12 protein-coding genes are annotated in these 17,870 nt (G+C 62.4%); 6 read left to right on the top strand and 6 right to left on the bottom strand.

The window, feature by feature from the left end; all coding sequences use genetic code 11:
- Positions 1-224: 224 nt before the first annotated feature.
- Positions 225-2,105, top strand: a complete 1,881-nt coding sequence (locus AC1D0N_RS20345) for a L,D-transpeptidase family protein (RefSeq protein WP_477246994.1) — start codon at positions 225-227, stop codon at positions 2,103-2,105.
- 29 nt (positions 2,106-2,134) lie between these two features.
- Here the strand turns inward: AC1D0N_RS20345 and AC1D0N_RS20340 are convergent, their stop codons facing one another.
- The 3 genes from AC1D0N_RS20340 to AC1D0N_RS20330 form a co-directional block, all read right to left on the bottom strand.
- Entirely contained in the window at positions 2,135-2,581 is a 447-nt protein-coding gene (locus AC1D0N_RS20340; RefSeq protein WP_477247198.1) for a hypothetical protein, read from the bottom strand.
- A gap of 147 nt (positions 2,582-2,728) precedes the next feature.
- Positions 2,729-3,472, bottom strand: a complete 744-nt coding sequence (locus tag AC1D0N_RS20335) for a lysozyme inhibitor LprI family protein (protein ID WP_477246992.1) — start codon at positions 3,470-3,472, stop codon at positions 2,729-2,731.
- A gap of 84 nt (positions 3,473-3,556) precedes the next feature.
- Positions 3,557-3,814 carry a PepSY domain-containing protein gene (locus AC1D0N_RS20330; protein ID WP_477246990.1) on the bottom strand — a complete coding sequence of 86 codons (258 nt, stop codon included), beginning with the start codon at positions 3,812-3,814 and terminating at the stop codon, positions 3,557-3,559.
- Between the two features lie 429 nt (positions 3,815-4,243).
- On the opposite strand from AC1D0N_RS20330, the gene AC1D0N_RS20325 reads away from it, so the two are divergent.
- Positions 4,244-6,016: an adenylate/guanylate cyclase domain-containing protein gene (locus tag AC1D0N_RS20325; RefSeq protein WP_477246988.1), complete on the top strand. Its 1,773-nt coding sequence runs from the start codon at positions 4,244-4,246 to the stop codon at positions 6,014-6,016.
- 127 nt (positions 6,017-6,143) lie between these two features.
- Positions 6,144-10,469, top strand: coding sequence for a cytochrome P450 (locus AC1D0N_RS20320; RefSeq protein WP_477246986.1), 4,326 nt, complete (start codon positions 6,144-6,146; stop codon positions 10,467-10,469).
- Between the two features lie 16 nt (positions 10,470-10,485).
- Here the strand turns inward: AC1D0N_RS20320 and AC1D0N_RS20315 are convergent, their stop codons facing one another.
- Together AC1D0N_RS20315 and AC1D0N_RS20310 are read right to left on the bottom strand one after the other, a co-directional pair.
- The gene (locus AC1D0N_RS20315) at positions 10,486-11,172 is read right to left on the bottom strand and encodes a Crp/Fnr family transcriptional regulator (RefSeq protein ID WP_477246984.1); all 687 of its coding nucleotides are present in this window, start codon (positions 11,170-11,172) and stop codon (positions 10,486-10,488) included.
- A 158-nt stretch (positions 11,173-11,330) separates the two neighbouring features.
- Complete coding sequence (locus tag AC1D0N_RS20310; RefSeq protein ID WP_477246982.1) at positions 11,331-11,633, bottom strand: hypothetical protein; 303 nt, start codon at positions 11,631-11,633, stop codon at positions 11,331-11,333.
- A gap of 269 nt (positions 11,634-11,902) precedes the next feature.
- Between AC1D0N_RS20310 and AC1D0N_RS20305 the strand changes: the two genes are divergently transcribed.
- From AC1D0N_RS20305 to AC1D0N_RS20295, 3 genes are all read left to right on the top strand, one after another.
- Complete coding sequence (locus AC1D0N_RS20305) at positions 11,903-15,568, top strand: S8 family serine peptidase (protein ID WP_477246980.1); 3,666 nt, start codon at positions 11,903-11,905, stop codon at positions 15,566-15,568.
- On the top strand, positions 15,561-17,081 hold the full coding sequence (locus AC1D0N_RS20300) for an MBL fold metallo-hydrolase (RefSeq protein ID WP_477246978.1): 1,521 nt from the start codon (positions 15,561-15,563) through the stop codon (positions 17,079-17,081). Before AC1D0N_RS20305 ends, AC1D0N_RS20300 begins: the two co-directional genes overlap by 8 nt.
- A gap of 119 nt (positions 17,082-17,200) precedes the next feature.
- Entirely contained in the window at positions 17,201-17,476 is a 276-nt protein-coding gene (locus AC1D0N_RS20295; protein ID WP_477246976.1) for a hypothetical protein, read from the top strand.
- Here AC1D0N_RS20295 and AC1D0N_RS20290 read toward each other — a convergent pair.
- The gene (locus tag AC1D0N_RS20290) at positions 17,473-17,853 is read right to left on the bottom strand and encodes a hypothetical protein (protein ID WP_477246974.1); all 381 of its coding nucleotides are present in this window, start codon (positions 17,851-17,853) and stop codon (positions 17,473-17,475) included. The genes AC1D0N_RS20295 and AC1D0N_RS20290 overlap by 4 nt on opposite strands.
- Positions 17,854-17,870 lie beyond the last annotated feature (17 nt).

The raw sequence follows: 17,870 nt of genomic DNA, 5'->3' as shown, positions 1-17,870 counted from the left end.
GGCCGGCCTTTGTCACGCCGTGTCGGGGCCGGTCATCGCCCCTGCCAAAATCGCTTCGACCGTCACGATGTTGTGAAACCGTTCTGCAACAGACCCACCGAAATTTATGGAAGCTTAACGAAATCAGTATGAATCGGTATAGTTGCGCCTTACATCCGCCATGCGGTGGGCGAGACAATCTAGCGGCGCGGAACGGGGCCGGTTGCGACCGGAGCGGGTGATCCATGAAATTCCTTGGAAAAAGAGCAACCTTGGTGCCGCTCGCAGCGGTTGCAGCGACGCTGGCCTTCGGGGCGCCGCAGGCAGGCGCACAGGGGCTGTTCGATATGCTTTTTGGCGGCGGCATCAAGCACGGGCAGCAAGGCGAATTTCCTCCGCCGCCCAAGCGCAAACCCCCGGCAGCTGGCGGTGGCGGCGGCACCAGGATTAGCAGCCCGTCCTACTACACCTACAAGGCCGACCGGCTGGTGCGCGTCGACTTCGCGTCGCTGGTTGCAGCGCAGCCCCAGGTGGCGACGGCCGAGGACGCCGCCTTTGTGCCATCGGCGACGAGCACCGCCTTCCGCGAAGCGGTTGCCGGGCTGAGCGACTATGAACTCTATGCAGAACCCGACATCGCCAAGGCGCTGATCGCCTACTATTCGGCCAACCCGGATTTCATCTGGGTGACCGGAACGACCGTCAACAGCCGCGCCCAGGATGCCGTGCGCGTGCTCGGCGAAGCGGCGAGCTACGGCCTCACGCCTGCTGACTACACGGTCGAAGTGCCGGCCGCCAGCGCGTCGGCCGGCGATGCCAATGCCCAGATGAAGGAACTCGTCCGCTTTGAGATGGCGCTGTCGGCGCGCGTCCTGCGCTACGCCCATGATGCCCAAAGCGGCCGCGTCGATCCCAACCGCATGACCGGCTACTACGAATTTCCGCCCAAGCCGGTCGACATGGAAGCCGTGCTGAAGACGCTGGCGCACACCCAGGAAGTGCGCACCTATCTCGAATCGCGCCATCCGCAGAACCCGGAATACCAGGCGCTGCGCGTCGAACTGGAATCTTTGCAGGCCAGTGCCGAAAACGAAATCGTCGTCGACCCCAAGCTGTTGTTGAAGCCGGGCGAAACCAGTCCCGAACTGCCGAAGCTGCTGACGCTCATCGCGCGCAATCTCGATGACGAGATGGGCGGGGCCTATGGCGAGATCCTGGCCCGGCTCGGCGCCAGCGAAGTCTATGTTCCCGAACTGGTGCCGGTCATCAAGGCCGTGCAGGTGAAGGCCGGCATGAAGGGCGATGGGGTCATCGGCCCGCGCACGGTCGCGTCGCTGGCCGGAACCTCCAAAGCCGACAGGCTGCAGAAAGTGCAGGTCGCGCTGGAAGAGTTGCGCTGGATGCCATCCGATCTCGGCAGTCCGCGCGTTTTCATCAACCAGCCCGCATTCACCGCAACCTATATCGACAATGGCGAGGAAAAGCTGAAGACCCGCGTCGTCATCGGCAAGACCACCAACCAGACCGCCTTCTTCTTCAAGGAGATCAAGCAGGTCGATTTCCACCCCTATTGGGGCGTGCCGCAGTCGATCATCGTCAATGAGATGCTGCCGCGCTTGCGCAACGATCCTGGCTATCTCGACCGTGCTGGCTACGAAGTGACCGATTCGCGCGGCAAGCGGGTTCCTTCGTCCTCGGTCGATTGGGGCGCCTACGGCGCCAACATTCCCTACAGCGTGCGCCAGCAGCCAAGCGAAGCCAATGCGCTCGGTGAACTGAAAATCCTGTTTCCCAACAAGCACGCCATCTACATGCACGACACGCCGCAAAAGTCGTTCTTCGAGCGTGACATGCGGGCGCTGAGCCACGGCTGTATTCGCCTGCAGGATCCGCGCGGCATGGCGGCGGCAGTGCTCGGCGTCTCTGTCGACGACGTCGCCGAGAAGCTGAAGCACGGCCATGCGACCGAAGACGTGACGCGCAAGATCCCGGTCTATGCCGCCTATTTCACCGCCTGGCCGAACCTGTCCGGCAATGTCGAATATTTCAACGACGTCTATGATCGCGATACGCGGCTGATGCAGGCGCTGGATGCGACCGAGGCAGTGCGCTCGCCGACGAGCTGAATCCCATCCCAATTCGGAATGGGCCAATTCTAGGTTTGATCAAAGCGTTGATAAAGCGGGCGACGAAACCCGGCTTCGCGCCCGGCAATCAGCCAATAGATCAGGCCTGCGACAAGGCCGGCGGCGGCGATGATGCCTATATCGGCCCAGCGCTCCGTATCTTCCGGCGCGCCTGGCCAGATCAGAAGAAAGCCCGCAGCCGCCGATGTGGCGCCGAACAGCATGTGCAGTACGAAATTGCGCAGCGAAAAGAATTCGGCGATCAGCGCAAAGATCAGTGATTGCAGGCCTGTCAGGATGATCGTCAGGAAGTACACGAACATGCCGACCGGCGGCACCAGCAGCACCGCGATGGGCGTGACGCCCATGGCATCGAAATAGTCCGGCGCATTGGGCAATGAACTCAGCGCGCCGTAGATCGCCGCCACCGCGACCAGACCGACCAACACCGCAACGAAATAGCCGGCGAGCATCATCAGGATGCGTTTCAAGACATGCCCTACAGTAGCCACGCGCGCCCCCGTGCGATGCAATCATAAGGCGCAGTCAGCCATCAAAGACGAAATGGCGCAAGTGGTGGCTGAAGAGACTGTTGCCGCTGGCTCCGCCTTTGCCCGGTGCGCTCAGGCACCGCCGCACAGATGCTCCGAATCCGGCAGCACCCACCAGGCACTTTCAAAATTCAGATCGACGCCATAATAGACCCTGCCGCGCAAATCGCCTTCGGGGCAATCCCTGGGGATGGACATCAGGCACAGCACGGCGGGGTCACCGACCGTCGAAGCGGCCAGCCCCGGATCGCGCTCATAGGAAACCGCCGAGCCACCATTGACGAAGGTCGCGGCGGCACCACCGTCAGCCGAGGCGGTGGCGAGAGGATCGTCGCCGAGCCGTGTCGTAAGCGTGGCGATATGGGTGACCGAGCATTGGCCGATCGCGGCGGGGAGGGGCTGGTTGGCGCCTTTGGGTTCGCGTGCCCCGGTGTCCAGTGCCTTCTTGCCGATCAGTCCTTCATTGTAGGCTTCGACCCAATGCGGCGAGAAGCCGAATGTTTGCAGTGCGTTGTTCTGCGCGCTGACGATACAAGCGACGTCGCTCTTGCAGGCGTCGCGGTCGGCGACCAGCGCGCGGGCGATCTTGCGCTTGTCGCCACCAAAGGCCGGCTCGAAATACTTGAAGGCCTTGGCTATCAGCGCCTCTATTGCCGACAGTTGCGGGTCTGCACAGATCGCCTTTTCCGTTGGCGAACTCGCCCTTCCACAATCGAAGGACGGCCCCTCGGCGCGTGCCGGACCAAGAACGGCAAGGCCGCCGGCCATGACGACGGCTGGCAACAGCCGGTTGGAAATTCGGCTGCAATAACGCATGACCGCCCCCATTGTTCGATGGTGGGCACTCTAGGGAAAATGCGCGCCAAACGGAATGTCCGGCATAACAATCCAGCTGCGATGCTATTTCGGCGCGGCGGTCACCGGGTCGTAGGTGATCTCAACCTTTGCCTTGTCGGTCGTGTAGTAGGTGACGGTGTAGCCGTCGCTGTCCCAATCGACCTCCTTCACATAGCGAAAGCCGTCGCGCTGCTCGACCTTGGCGATGATTTCCGAGAGCTTTTTTGCATTCGGCGGCGGCAGCGGTTTGTCGTCGGCCGCGAAAGCCGATCCGCTGACGAGGAGACCTGCCAGACCGATCGCCAGAACAACAATGCGCATGATTGCCCTCATTTCATGTTGGCGTGAATTGTGTAGGAAAACTCGCTTCCATGCCGGTTTGTTCCGTCGCGCCCAGAACCGGTTTCGCCTCCTGATTGAGCCGGCGATCCAGGTCCATCTAAAAGTAGGTCCAATATGTCCATGAGCATCGTCTAATATTGGTAAAAGCCATTTTGTTTCAATGCGTAGGACGAATATGCCGTACAGAATATTAGGTAACGATCAAGTAACCATTGATGCTGCCGCGCTATGCCTTCCATTAGCTGATCGTGGTAGAGCTTTCACCAAGACCCTGTTAGACTTCCTGATGGGACAGGGCGGCATCGGCGCGCCGCACCTGCTGATATTTTCTTTCAGAAAAGCGGCGAAAATGTTCAGGAGCGGGTAGTCCCTGTGCTGGAGCAGAGCCAGAAGGACCGAGGCGTGAAAATGGCTGAACGGAATTACACCCGTCAGCTGGCGACGATTATTTCTATCGATGCTGTCGGATTTTCGCGCTTGATGGGTATCGACGACGAATCCGCCGTCGCCGCCTTCGAGGAGCGCCGCGACATTATCGCCGACAGCTGCGGCACATTTGGCGGCCGCACGTTCGGCGATGCCGGCGACAGCATCATGGCCGAATTCGGCAATCCGATCGAGGCGCTGCGCGCGGCCTTCGATTTCCAGGGGCGGATCGTTACGCTCAATGCATCGGTTGCCGAAGACATGCGCATGCCCTTTCGGGCCGGCATCAACACCGGCGACGTCATCGTTCGCGAAGGCCGCCTCTACGGCGACGACGTCAACATCGCCGCCAGAATCCAGGAATTCGCACCGCGCGACGGCCTCGCCGTTTCAGAGACGACATGGCACCATGTGAAAGACAAGACGGCAGCCGAGTTCACCGATCTTGGCGAATTCATGCTGAAGAATATCGCGCTGCCGGTGCGCGTTCTGATCGCGGGTCGCAGCGACAACGGTTCCTCGCCGGCGGCATCGTTTGCGGCCATTCCTCAGGTTAATGCACAGCAGAAGCTGTCGCCCAAAGGTCCGCCCGCGATCGCCGTCCTGCCGTTCCAGAGTGATGGCGACGAGCGCGACGTCGGCTATATGGCGGACGGCATCGCCGAGGACATCATCTATGGTCTTTCCAACACCAGATGGCTCTCGGTTATCGCCAAAGGCTCCAGCTTCCAGTTCCGCGACGATACTCTGGGAACGCGGGTGATCGGCAACGCGCTTGGTGCACGCTACATCGTCAGCGGCACGTTGATGCGCAACGGCGGCCAGATACGCCTGCACACCTCGCTGGCCGATGCGTCAAACGGGCGACTCGTCTGGTCGCAGCGCTTCGATCGCGATCTCGTCGACATATTCGAGCTGCGCGACCAGATCGGCGCGGAGATCGTCTCGATCCTCGACAAGGAGGTCGACCGGGCGGAGCAGGCGCGAACGTTCCAGGTGCCGTGGGAAAGCCTCGAAACCTGGCAGTTGGTGCGGCGAGGGCGCTGGCACATGAACCGGCGCACCCGCGGCGACACCGAAACCGCGCTGGAATTTTTCGAGAAAGCCTACCAGGAAGACGCCAATTCGAGTGCCGTGCTCAACGAACTGGCATGGTGGTATTTCTGGCGGGCGTGGCTGCGTTCCGGCGATGGCGACGATTTAAACAAGGTCGAGCAGTTCGCGCGCAAGGCGCTGCTGATGGACAGTCTCGATGCGCGTCCGCATGCCCATCTCGGCGCCGTCGCGATCATGCGGGGAAAACCCGGAGTCGCGGTCGAGCATCTGGCGGAAGCGATCCACATCAATCCGAGCTTTGCCTTTGCGCGCTCGGGGATGGGCAGTGCCCATCTGCTGCTCGGCAATGCCGCCGCCGCCATACCGTTCTTTGTTGATGCCGAGCGACTGAGCCCCTTCGATCTCTACCGGTTCCACAATCTGGGGGAATTGACGGCGGCTTATAGTTTCGTCGAGGACTGGCCGTCTGCCATCGCCACCGCCGACCGTTCGCTCAACCTGTCGCCCGGCTATTTCTACGCCAGGTTCCTGAAGATCGGCGCGCTGATGCGAAGCGGTCGGCCGGAACAGGCGCGGCACGAAATGGCCATTTTCGCTACGAGGCACCCCGATTTTTCCGAGCAGAGGGTTCGCTGGATACCGTTCGCGGACAAGGCGGCAAACGAATTCCTGATCGCCAATTTCGAAGGCGCCAAATGAGCTGCTGTCATTGGCTCGCCGAACGCTGACAACTGTGAAAAAATTCACATACGCAGAGCCGATGCAACCATAGGCCTTTGAGAGCCGGCATCGCAATGACGTGGACAGCCGGGGGGCTTGAACGCGCATGACAAAATATTTCGACGGCATTCGCAAGGCCCAAGAAAACCAGCGCCCGCTGTCGGAGATGCCGGCATTCGATCTGGGTCGGCTCCGCAAAACGGGCCTGTTGGCGCGCATCGGTGAATTCATCGTCGAAGATCATCCACGCGTCTGGTTGGCCTTCTTGCGACGCTTCCGCCCGAACATCACCGTGCTCGGGGTTCTGCTCGTCACCAAGAGCGCCGATGTCCGCGACATACTGGAGCGCGGCGACGAATTCCAGACCCCGTACGGCCCGGAAATGACCGAGTTCGCGCGGGGGTCCAATTTCATCCTCGGCATGCAGGACGGCGCCGACTACCGCCGCATGAAATCGTCGGTACTGAGCGCCTTTCCGCCAGCCGAAGTGGAAGCCGCCGTCAGGCCGATCGCCGCGCGCCATTCGCAGGAGATCATGACCCGCGCCAGGCCCGGATTCGATGCGATCTCTGGATTGATGAAGCTCGTTCCGGTGCACATCTGCCGCGACTATTTCGGTATCGAGATCGACAATGAATCCGAATTTGCCGACTGGTCCATAGCTTTAAGCGCGTTGTTTTTTTCCGATCCGAGCGGGGAACCCACCGTACGCCAACTTGCAGTGGTCGCCGGCGATCGGCTGATCAAGGTTATCGACCGGTCCATCGATGCGATCAGGGACAAGGGGGGCAACAGCCAGCAGCCGCTGGCGAGGCTGGTTGCCCAGATGGATCAAGGGCGTCTGTCCAAGGCCGACCTTCATTCGATCATGCTCGGCATGATCGCCGGCTTCGTGCCGACCAATGTGCTGGCCGCCGGCAATTGCCTTGACGTGATCCTGTCGCGGCCGGATGCACGGCAGGCCATCGACGCGGCGCTCGCCGAAAACGACACCGGCAAGCTCGACCGGGCCGTTCTCGAAGCCATGCGCTTCAAGCCGATCTGGATCGGCCCGTGGCGCTACACCGCGCGCGACGCAATCATCGGCAAGGGCACGCACCGCGAGCGCCTGGTGAAGGCGGGCACTGTGGTGATGCCGGCAACGCTGTCGGCGATGTTCGACGCGGACGCCGTACAGAACCCGAACGCGTTCGACACGTCACGCCCGCACCGCGACTACATGGTCTTCGGCCACGGCATCCATCAGTGCATCGGTGCCGAGATCGCCAGGATCCAGATCGGCGAGAGCCTGCGCGCTCTATTCCAGAAGCAGGGTCTGCGCCGCATGCCGGGCAAGGCCGAGCGGATGACGCGCATCGGTGCTTACCCCGAAACCCTGAAGGTTGATTTCGAACCGGACGCCCTTTGCAAGACGGTCGACCAGTCAATGGTGACAGTTGTTTGTCCAGTCACCCGGGGCACCTCGTTGGACACCATCCGCACCAAGGTGGCAGAGCTCGGCAACCCCGCCGGCGACGCGATCCGCGACGCGCTCAACAGTGCTGGCACCATTCATTTCTCCAGCCTCGCTGTTGTCGGCACCGGCGAGACGGACAAGGCGTCAGGTCTTGAAAGAGGTGCGCTCGTTCTCGAGATCTCCGGCGACGGCAGCGCCGCTGAGGTGATCGCTGCTGTCGCGCAGGCAATCGAAAGCAGGCTGCGGCCGATCTTCAAGGCCTGCGGCTTGCCGGAAGGCGGAGCGCTGAGCGACTTCCTGCGCAAACACAATGTCGACATCTCGCCCTCTTTCGGCAGCAATGCCGGGCTGGTATTTTCGGGCACGCCGGGGCACTCGGTCCAGCGCATCAAGGCCGAGCAGGCGCTTTTCGAAGCCGTGCGCGACATTGTGGAGAAGCCACGCAAGGGCACCGGCAACGCCCCGGCCGTGCTCGCTGAAGTTCGCCAGCATGTCCAGTCATTGGGAACGTTTGCCTGGGCATTCAAGCCGGCCGAAAGCAAGCTGGAAAAGCCGCCGGGCCATTGGGGCCGTGCCTTGATGACGACCCTGCTGGTGCCGCCGGTCTTCGTGACGGTGGCGGTCATCTGGGCCGCTTGCTGGTACATGACTTACAGCGTGGTGTTCGGCAGATCGATCGACATCAGTTCCCATGAAATCTCCTTCACCGCCATAGCCGTAGCAGTCACGTCGCTCCTGTTGTCGGGACTTGGGGTGTTGGTCGCGGCGGCGCTGCTGGTGTTTTTGTGCTTGCTGGCGCTGCGGCGCCGCGAGGACAAGGACCATGCGGAAAGCACATCGATCGGCATATCTGCATTGAACGCGATACTCGCCAAGGAGGACCACGCGGCACAGAACCATCTGACCGCGATTTCGACGATGAAGGCCGGCATCCTGCGGCGGCTGGCGCTGAGGTTTTCCTTCTACCTGATCTCGATCGCCGCGCAGAAGGTGTTCAAGCCAGGCTTTCTCAACACCATCAACACAATCCATTTCGCCCGCTGGGTGCTGCTGCCGGGCTCCAACAGACTGATATTCTTCTCCAACTATGGCGGCAGCTGGGAAAGCTATCTCGAGGACTTCATTGCCAAGGCATCCGCCGGCCTGACCGGCGTGTGGAGCAACACCGTGGGCTATCCACGCACACAATGGCTGTTCCTCGACGGCGCGCGCGACGGCGATCGCTTCAAGCGCTGGGCGCGGCGCCAACAGGTACCAACTCTGTTCTGGTACTCCGCCTATCCCGATCTCAACACCACGCGCATCCGGATCAATTCCCGGATCAGGCGCGGCATTGCTTCCGCCGTCGGCAACGAGGCGCGCGACTGGCTGAGCCTGTTCGGTTCGCTGCAGCGTCCGGCGAGCGAAACGACCACCGTTCAAAAGACCACCTCTGTGCTGGCCAACGTCAGTTCGGCCTTTCCGCCGCCTCTCGAGCAGCAGCTGGAAACCGGCGAGATCCAGTCCATCTTCTTCGGCCCGTTCGGCCCGCTTGGTTATTCGCATATGCTTGCGATCCAGGTGCCGGACAAATTGCCGGCAGCCAAACGCCGGGCCTGGCTCGATTTTATTATCGAACAGACGAGTTTCGGCGAAGGCAAGCCTGCCGGGCGAGCCATGACGGTAGCCTTTGGTCCCGGTGGCCTGCGGCAGCTTGGGCTCGACGAAGGCGTGGAGGACGATCCTCTGGACACATTCCCGATTGCCTTTCGCCATGGCATGGGCAACCCCGAGCGTAGGCGCATCCTGGACGACCGAGGCGACGCAGCGGACGAATGGGAGTGGGGGTCGCTGAAGAAACCTGTCGACCTGGTCATCGTCTGCTATGCGGAAGAACCGGGAAAGTTGCAGACCGAGATCGCCGCCGTGAAACGAAAGACGACCGGTGCAGGCATGAAGGTCGCCGCTGAACTGCCGCTCGCCGTCAATCGGGGTCCGACCAACAAGCAGACGAAATCGTCGAGTGCGGCGTCGAATGCGGCAAAGGGTGACGACAAGTCGGAACGTGGGCCAGCCTATGAGCATTTCGGCTTCGCCGACGGCATTTCGCAGCCGATTGTCCGCGGCACCACCCGCGCCAGCAGGGGCGCTGCATCAATGCATCTGGTCGCGCCCGGCGAGTTCCTGTTCGGCTATCGTGACGAGCACGGGTTCTATCCGTCCTCGCCCTCGGTAAGCGCATCACGCGATCGGACCGGCATCCTTTCGCAGGTGCGCCGTAGCCGGCTTGTTCCAGGCCTGCCGCCACCGCCGCGCGATTTCGGTCGCAACGGCTCGTTCCTCGTCATTCGCCAGTTCGAGCAGCATGTCGACACCTTCAACGACTATTGCAAAAAGGCCGCGGCGTTGGCGGCAAGCCAAACCGGCAACCAGGCCATCACGCAAGATTGGGTTGCCGCCAAGATGCTCGGCCGTTGGCAGAACGGTAGCTCGCTGGTGCGCAACCCCGATCATCCGGGACCCGTCATCGACAACAACTTCGCCAGTGGCGCCGAGGATCCGCAAGGGCATCGCTGCCCGCTCGGGGCTCACATACGCCGTTCCAACCCGCGCGATTCGCTGGGCGAGGACCGCGACACGCAGATCAATATCGGCAAGCGCCACCGTATCCTGCGGGTCGGCCGCACCTATGAGAAGCAGGACGGCGAGACTGGAAAGGTCGAGAAGGGGCTGCTCTTCATGTGCCTTAACGCCGACATCGAGCGCCAGTACGAATTCATCCAGCAGACCTGGGTTTCGTCGAGCTCGTTCCAGGGCCTCGTTGCTGAAAAGGACCCGACGATCGGTTCGCGCGACGGTGATGGCAAGTTCACCATTCCGTCCTGGGAAAAGGTCACGACGCTCCGGGACATGCCGCAATTCGTCACCACCAAGGGCGGCGGCTATTTCTTCATGCCGAGCCGGTCTGCGTTGCGCTACCTGATTTCGCGGCTGTGATTCGCCACCGAAATCGTCACTCGTCGTCCTGAGACTCGGCGATGTGGCGAAGAACGCCGCCGTCGGTTATGCGCAGGCCGCCGCGCTTAATGGCAATGATCGAGCGGTTGCGCCAGTCATTGAGCGTCTTGTTGACCGACTCGCGCGTGGCGCCGAGGAATTCCCCGAGCTCCGACTGCGAGATCGGAATCCATCCGGCGCTGTCCGCCATCACCTCAGCCAGAAACACCAGCCGCTTGGCGAGCCTTGCCTCGATGCCGAAGAAAGCCTGGTCGCCGAGCTCGCCGCTGACCCAGCGCAGCCTTGCGCACAGCAATTCGATCATGGCGCGCGCCAGGGATGGGTTTTTTTCAATACGATCAAAGAGTTGCGTTCGACTGAGCGAGACCAGTTCACAACTGGTGAGGCAGATGGCGGTGGCGGTGCGCGGACGTCCGTCGAGCGCGCCGATCTCGCCGACGAGACTGCGCGACAGTTCGATATTGGCCACCAGCTTCTGGCCACCCGGTGAATAGATCGAGATTTCCACCGTGCCGCTCATCACGCCGTAGATGCGGTCGCCGGCATCTTCCTGGACAAAGAGATGCTGGCCGACGGCATAGCGTTCGATCTTGCAGCCGCTGAAGAGCAGATCGAACTGGCGCGGATCAATCCGCGCGAGGCGCGGCAGATCGCTTCTGTCGTTCGCGCTGGCGGTCGGCATGATGAAATCCGTCTGTCGTGGCTGTGATAGTTGTACGACAACGGCGCGATCGATCAAAGCAAATGTGGCAGAAGGCCGTCTGCACGCCCAGCCGGGAGGTGTCTGGAAGCGTGCAGACGGCAACTGTGAAAATGACTAGGTGATCGAAATTCCTGCATTTACTGGTTGTTGCCCAGCATCCACAGGGTGACGCGCTTGACGCCCTGCTTGGCTGGGATGTCGACGCCGACGGCCTTGTTCAGGCTGGCAAGGTCGTCGCAAGCAATCTGGACGACGATCTCGTCAGGGCGAAAACTGTGGGACAGTCCCAAGCATTGGCCAAAACCCCAATTGGTGGCCAAGATGTCGCCTGCCGCGCCGGATTCCGTTTCGATGAGGACATAGGCATCGGTGTTCGCCATCGCCGGAGCGGTGAACACTATTGCCGCGATAAATGTGCCAAAGGCAAACAAGATCCGCATCTGTCCTCTCCCGGCTGACCTCTCCCGGCTGAAAAATACTGTCATAAATCGCGGCGGGACTGGTCGCATTGGCGATGCCCGTTTCCGTTGATGCCCGTTTCCGTTCGAGCCATAGGGACGCGCAAATCGCTTCCCCGTCTGTGAAAGGGATCACAGAGATGACACGCAAAGGGTGCGATGGTCTTATCTTGCTTGTCACTCGGCATTGCTTCAGTCTGAAAGCAGTACCGCAGTTTTCTACTTTGACAGCTCGGGAAGTGGGGCGTGCCATGGCACTGGTGACAGGGCTCCTGATCAAGGTTCGTGGTGACGGTACCGGCTTTGCCGCAGGCAGCCCTTCGCTTGGCCTCGGCGCTGTCGAGGTCGAGCCGATCCTGACTGTGCCGCCCGGCACCGCCGGCAGCGATTTCGGCGCCGGCGCCGATCGCGGCGCAACCTGGTTCAGGCTTGCCGCGCAACACGCGCAAAACCCCTGGGATGACGCCCATGATCTCGTCGCTCGCGGCGAGGCTTTCGGGGCGGCCGGCGGACCCGAGGTGCTGGCCGTGGAGCCCGACCTCGTCCAGCAATGGGATTACAAGGACGCCAACGGCGACCGTGGCATGGCGGCAAGCGCAAGTCCCGCCTGTACCTTTGACGACCAGAACCCAAGCGGCGGACAGGCCACCGTGGCCGCCGGCGTCGCCTGGAATGCGGGTGCGGCCTTCAGCCAGTTCGCGACCGCCCGCACCAAGGTCGGCGCCAAGCAGGCCAACATCACCATCGCCCATCTCGACACCGGCTTCGATCCGGCGCATCGCACCGTGCCGGCCGCGCTGGCCACGGCGCTGCAGCGCAATTTCGTCAATGACGGCGCCGGGCCGAACAACGCTACCGATCACGCCCCGGCAGGGACGCTGACCAGCAATCGCGGCCACGGCACCGGCACGCTCAGCCTGCTCGCCGGCAACAGGCTCGACGGAACATCACCGCATTGGCCGGGCTTCACCGATTTCGTCGGTGGCGCCCCGCAGGCAAACATCATTCCGGTGCGTATCGCCGACTGGGTGGTGCGGCTCACCACCGGCACCGTGGTGCAAGGCATCGACTATGCCCGCTCGAAAGGCGCGCAGGTGCTGTCGATGAGCATGGGCGGTCTCACCTCGCAAGCGCTGGTCGACGCGGTCAATCTTGCCTACGACAACGGCGTCGTGATGGTCACTGCGGCCGGCAACAACTTTACCATCACGCCGAGCAGCATCGTGTTTCCGGCCCGCTACAACCGCGTGCTGGCGGCTTGCGGCGTCATGGGCGACGGCGGCGCCTATTCCGGCCTCAGCTTCGGCACCATGCAAGGCAATTACGGGCCGCAATCGAAGATGGCGACGGCGCTTGGCGCCTATACGCCGAATGTGCCATGGGCGGAGATCGACTGCGCCAAGATCGTCGACATGGACGGGTCCGGCACCTCAGCCGCAACGCCGCAGATCGCCGCAGCCGCCGCACTCTGGCTGGCCGAGCATTGGGATGTCGTGAAGAACTATTCACAACCGTGGATGCGCATCGAGGCGGTTCGCTTCGCGCTGTTTTCCGCGGCGGCCAAGTCGACGGCCAAGATGGGAGCCGCCGAGACATTGAAAAAAATCGGCCAGGGCGTCGTCCGGGCGGATGCCGCGCTCGCGGTGATGCCGCGGGCCGAAAACCAGCTGCAGAAACTGCCGCCGGCCAAATATTCCTGGGGTTGGCTTGATTTGATCATCGGTGGCGGCAATTCCGTGGCGCCCTTGTCGCCTGTGGAGCGACAGCGCCGAAAGATGTTTGCGCTGGAGCTGACCCAGATGGCGCAGCGTGTCGCGTCGGTCGACCAGGCGATCGCCGACCCGGATGGCGATCCAGCAGGCATCTCGGCCGCCGCGCGCAACCGCTATCTCGAGGCCGCTCTCGATGAGGGCAAGCCGTCGAAGCCTCTGCGCGCTTTTCTCGAAAGCACGCTGGGCAGGGCGGGCGCCAAGCCGGTTGCCAGCAAGGCGACAAAGCCGGCGCCGCCGATCAAGCGCAAGCCGCGGCCATTGCCGCCACCAAAGCGCCGGCTGCGCATCTACGCGCTCGATCCGTCAGTGGCCAAGCGGCTCGATTCCGTTTCCATCTTTCAGGCAACGCTGTCCGTTCCGTGGGACGACAAGCCGTCGACCGCCAATGCCTTGTTGCCTGGTCCGGTCGGCGAATATCTCGAGATCGTCGATGTCGATCCGGCGTCCAACCGCGTCTACGATCCGGTCGACCTCAACGACAAGATGCTGCTCGCCCAGGACGGCTTGCCGCCATCGGAAGGCAATCCGCAGTTCCACCAGCAGATGGTCTATGCCGTCGCCATGACCACCATCGGGCATTTCGAGCGTGCACTGGGCCGTCGGGCGCTGTGGGCCCCGCACTATGCCGCTGGGCGCAGCGGCGACATGACGATGAAGGCCAACGAAGTGCGGCGGCTGCGCATCTATCCGCACGCGCTGCGGGCCGAAAATGCCTATTACAGCCCCGACAAGAAGGCCTTGCTATTCGGCTATTTCCCCGCCGAGGGCGGCGCGGGTGACGTCACCACGCCGGGCACGACGGTGTTTTCCTGCCTGTCGAGCGACATCGTCGCCCACGAAATGTCGCATGCGCTGCTCGACGGACTCCACCGGCGTTTCCAGGAAGCGTCCAACCCGGACGTGCCGGCCTTCCATGAGGCCTTTGCCGATATCGTTGCCCTGTTCCAGCATTTCACCCTCAAGGAGCTGGTCTCCTTCGAGATCGCCAAGGCGAGGGGCGATGTCTCGGCGGCAACGCTTTTGTCCGGCATCGCCAAACAATTCGGCGAGGGCAGCGGCCGCGCCGGTCCATTGCGTGACTACGGCAGCGCCGGCATGGCCGATCTCGACTACGACAAGACATTCGAGCCGCACGACCGCGGCTCGATCCTGGTGTTCGCCGTCTACCAGGCGTTTCTGGCAATCGCCAGCCGCCGCACCGACGATTTGATACAGCTGGCCACCGGCGGAACCGGCGTGCTGCCCGCCGGCACGCTGCACCCCAGCCTGGTCGAGCGCCTCACCGACGAGACCGCCAAGACCGCGCAGCAGATGCTGACCATGTGCATTCGCGCGCTCGATTATTGCCCGACCGTCGACATCACCTTTGGCGAGTATCTGCGCGCGCTGATCACGGCCGACATCGACGCCTTCCCCGACGACCCGCTCCACTATCGCCTGGCCTTCATGGAATCCTTCCGCAAATGGAAGCTGTTGCCTCGCGACGTGCGCACCATATCGGAAGAGACGCTTGTCTGGAGCGCACCCGACGACCCTTCGCCAAGCTGGCTGACCGGCTTGTTGCGCGACATCGATCTGAGCTGGAACCAGAAGCTCGATCGCTCAGAGATTTTCGCGCTCAACGAGAAGAACCGCTACACGCTCTGGAAAGCCATGCGGCAGGCTTTCGTCGCCAACCCCGATCTCCATAGCCAATTCGGCCTGCTGCCGCATTTGCCGCGCTACGATGAGCATGGCGCGCTGATGCACAAGGCGCGCAAGGGCGAGACCACGTTCGACATTTTCGGCGTGCGACCGACCCGCCGAGTCGAGCCCGATGGCTCGTTCCGCACCGAGGTGATCGCCGTCATCCAGCAACGCGTTCCCGTGGGTCTAGACGGCACGCCGGCGCTGAACGGCGTGAAGAAAGGCGACGGCTTTTTCTGGTTCCGGGGCGGCGCCACCGTCATCATCGACCCGCGCCAGGGCCAGGAAGAAATCCGCTATTCGATCATCAAGAACACCGGCAGCGCCGATCGGCTGAAACGCCAGTCGCAGACAGCGACCGCGAACTTCTTGTCGCCGCTTCGGGCGCTTTATTTCGGCCGCGAGGTTTCTGAACCCTTCGCCATGCTGCATGCCAGCCATGGAGACGACGATGTCTAGAAAACCGTCAACCCGCAGGGCGCCCCGGCCTGCCGCGCCCGCGCCGGCCCAATTGCCCGCCGTCACCGTGCGCCATTATTGCCAGGGCATCGGCGACTGCCATTTGCTGAGTTTTCCCAAGCCGGACGGCTCGCTGTTTCGCATACTCATCGACTGCGGCATTCACGTCTCGATCAAGGGTGGACCGGCGCTGATCGGCGACATCGTCGCCGACATCAAGGACGAGACCGGCGGCAAGATCGACGTTCTCGTCATCACCCACGAGCACTGGGACCATGTCTCGGGTTTCCTGACCTCGGACGAATTGTTCGCGGGTTTTTCCGTTGGCGAGGTCTGGATGGCCTGGACCGAAAACCCTGGCGATGCCGAGGCGATCGAGCTCGATAAATTCAAGGCCCAGGCTTTGACGGCGCTGCAGGGCGCCAGCCAGAGGCTCGAGGCCGAGCAGGGCTTGAACCCGTTCATGGCCGGCGTCCGCGACGGCCTGCAATCCGTCCTCGGCTTCCAGTTCGGCGCCACCGGCGAAAGGGTGCGCGCCGCGCGCGATGCCGCCAAAAAGCTTTCGGCAAAACCTCCCGTCTATTTCGAACCCGGCGGGCCATTGCCGTCCGTTCCGGCGCTGCCCAATCTGCGCGTCTACGTGCTCGGCCCGCCGCGCGACAAGGCGGCGTTGCGCCTGGAGGACAAGGCGAGCGAAATGTTCCCGCTCAGCCTCGGCGGCCCCTTCGCGCGGGCGCTAAGCGCCGGCGTGGCCGTGAACGAAAACAGCGACGGAACCTATATCGACGAGCTCAGCCCCTTCGAGCGCAGCGTCGGCACCGAACTGTCGGCGGCGTTGAGCGCCGGCGCGGCAGCCGATGCGCCAGGCGACACGTGCGCCTTCGTCTGGGACCACTATTCCGGCCCCGCAGCCAACGCCCGGCCCGATGACGATCCCGACCAGTCCTGGCGCCGCATCGATGCCGATTGGCTCGGCATTGCCGCCGACCTCGCCATGCAGCTCGACCGCGGCGTCAACAACACCAGCCTGGTGCTGGCGTTCGAATTCATCGACACCGGCAGGGTTTTTCTCTTCCCCGGCGATGCCCAGATCGGCAACTGGCTGAGCTGGAAGGATCTGAAATGGCCGCAGGGGCAGACGACCGTCACCGCGGCCGATCTGATGGCGCGCACCGTCTATCTGAAGGTTGCCCATCACGGCAGCCAGAACGCGACGCCGCCAAAGCAAGGTCTCGATTTGATGACCAGCGCCGACCTGTCGGCCTTCATCCCGACCAACAAGATCGATGCCGTCAACGTGCACTGGGGCGCAATGCCCTACGACGCCATCCTGACCGCACTTGCCGCCAAGACCAGCGGCCGCGTCATCCGCGCCGACGATGCCTGGCTGGCCAACAAGAACGGCAAGCCGGCCTTTGCCGCGCCCTCCGGCTCGATCTTGGCCGTCCGCAGTGCCCCGCGTGATGAGGCGCGGGGTACGGGTGGGCTTTGGGTGGAACTGGATCTGGCGTGAGAGGCCCTAAACCGGATCGCCGCCGAGCCCGGCGCTAGCCTCGTCGCTGGCTACGCGCCAAAAAATGTCATGATGCGCGGCGACAATAGCGCGGCAAATCACTCAAGGGGGTCTTTCTCATGCGCACGCGTCATGCCGTCATGCTTGCACTTTCCATGCTGTCAATTCCGGCCGTTTTCATACCGGTGCAGAAAGCCAGGGCGCTGGAACCTGACCGCTACACGGTCTATTGCGCCAACGATCACATCGAGGTTTCATTCTGGGATCTCGAGCAGATGAAGGTGCGGAACGGCTCCAATGTCTGCCAGTTCCAGAGCTACAGCAGCGCCTTGAATTTCGCCCAGAAGAATTTTGGTGGGGAAGGGGCGAGTTGTGCCTCAGGTCTCTCAGGCTAGAGCTTGGCAGACATGCGCAGGCATACAGAGACCTCACCCTTCCAGCCGACCATCGATGTCGGTGAGAAGGTAAGTCCATACCTTCCGGCTTGGGGAACCCGTGTGACCTGCCACTTCTGGTCGTACTCAGTGAACACATGCTTTTCATCATCGGGTAGGTCAGCCACGCGCCAAAAGACAGGCTCACGGTATTCCCAGGTGTTGCTATCTTCTTCTCTGTTTTCGGTGGTGGCGCCACGCATAGCCAGGAACACGAAGGTTCCGGGCTTTGCGACTTTGATTCTGAATTCGTGATCTTTCGAAATCGATGTCCAGCAACCGGTTTCCTTGTCGACCGTGATGGTGATCCAGGAGCTCGCCTGCGCTGGTCCGTGCACCCGCTCAGCGCACTGCG

Source organism: Mesorhizobium sp. P2_E10 (assembly GCF_056404235.1).
Note: the sequence above shows the minus strand (reverse complement) of the source record. Positions and strands in the feature narration are given on the sequence as shown.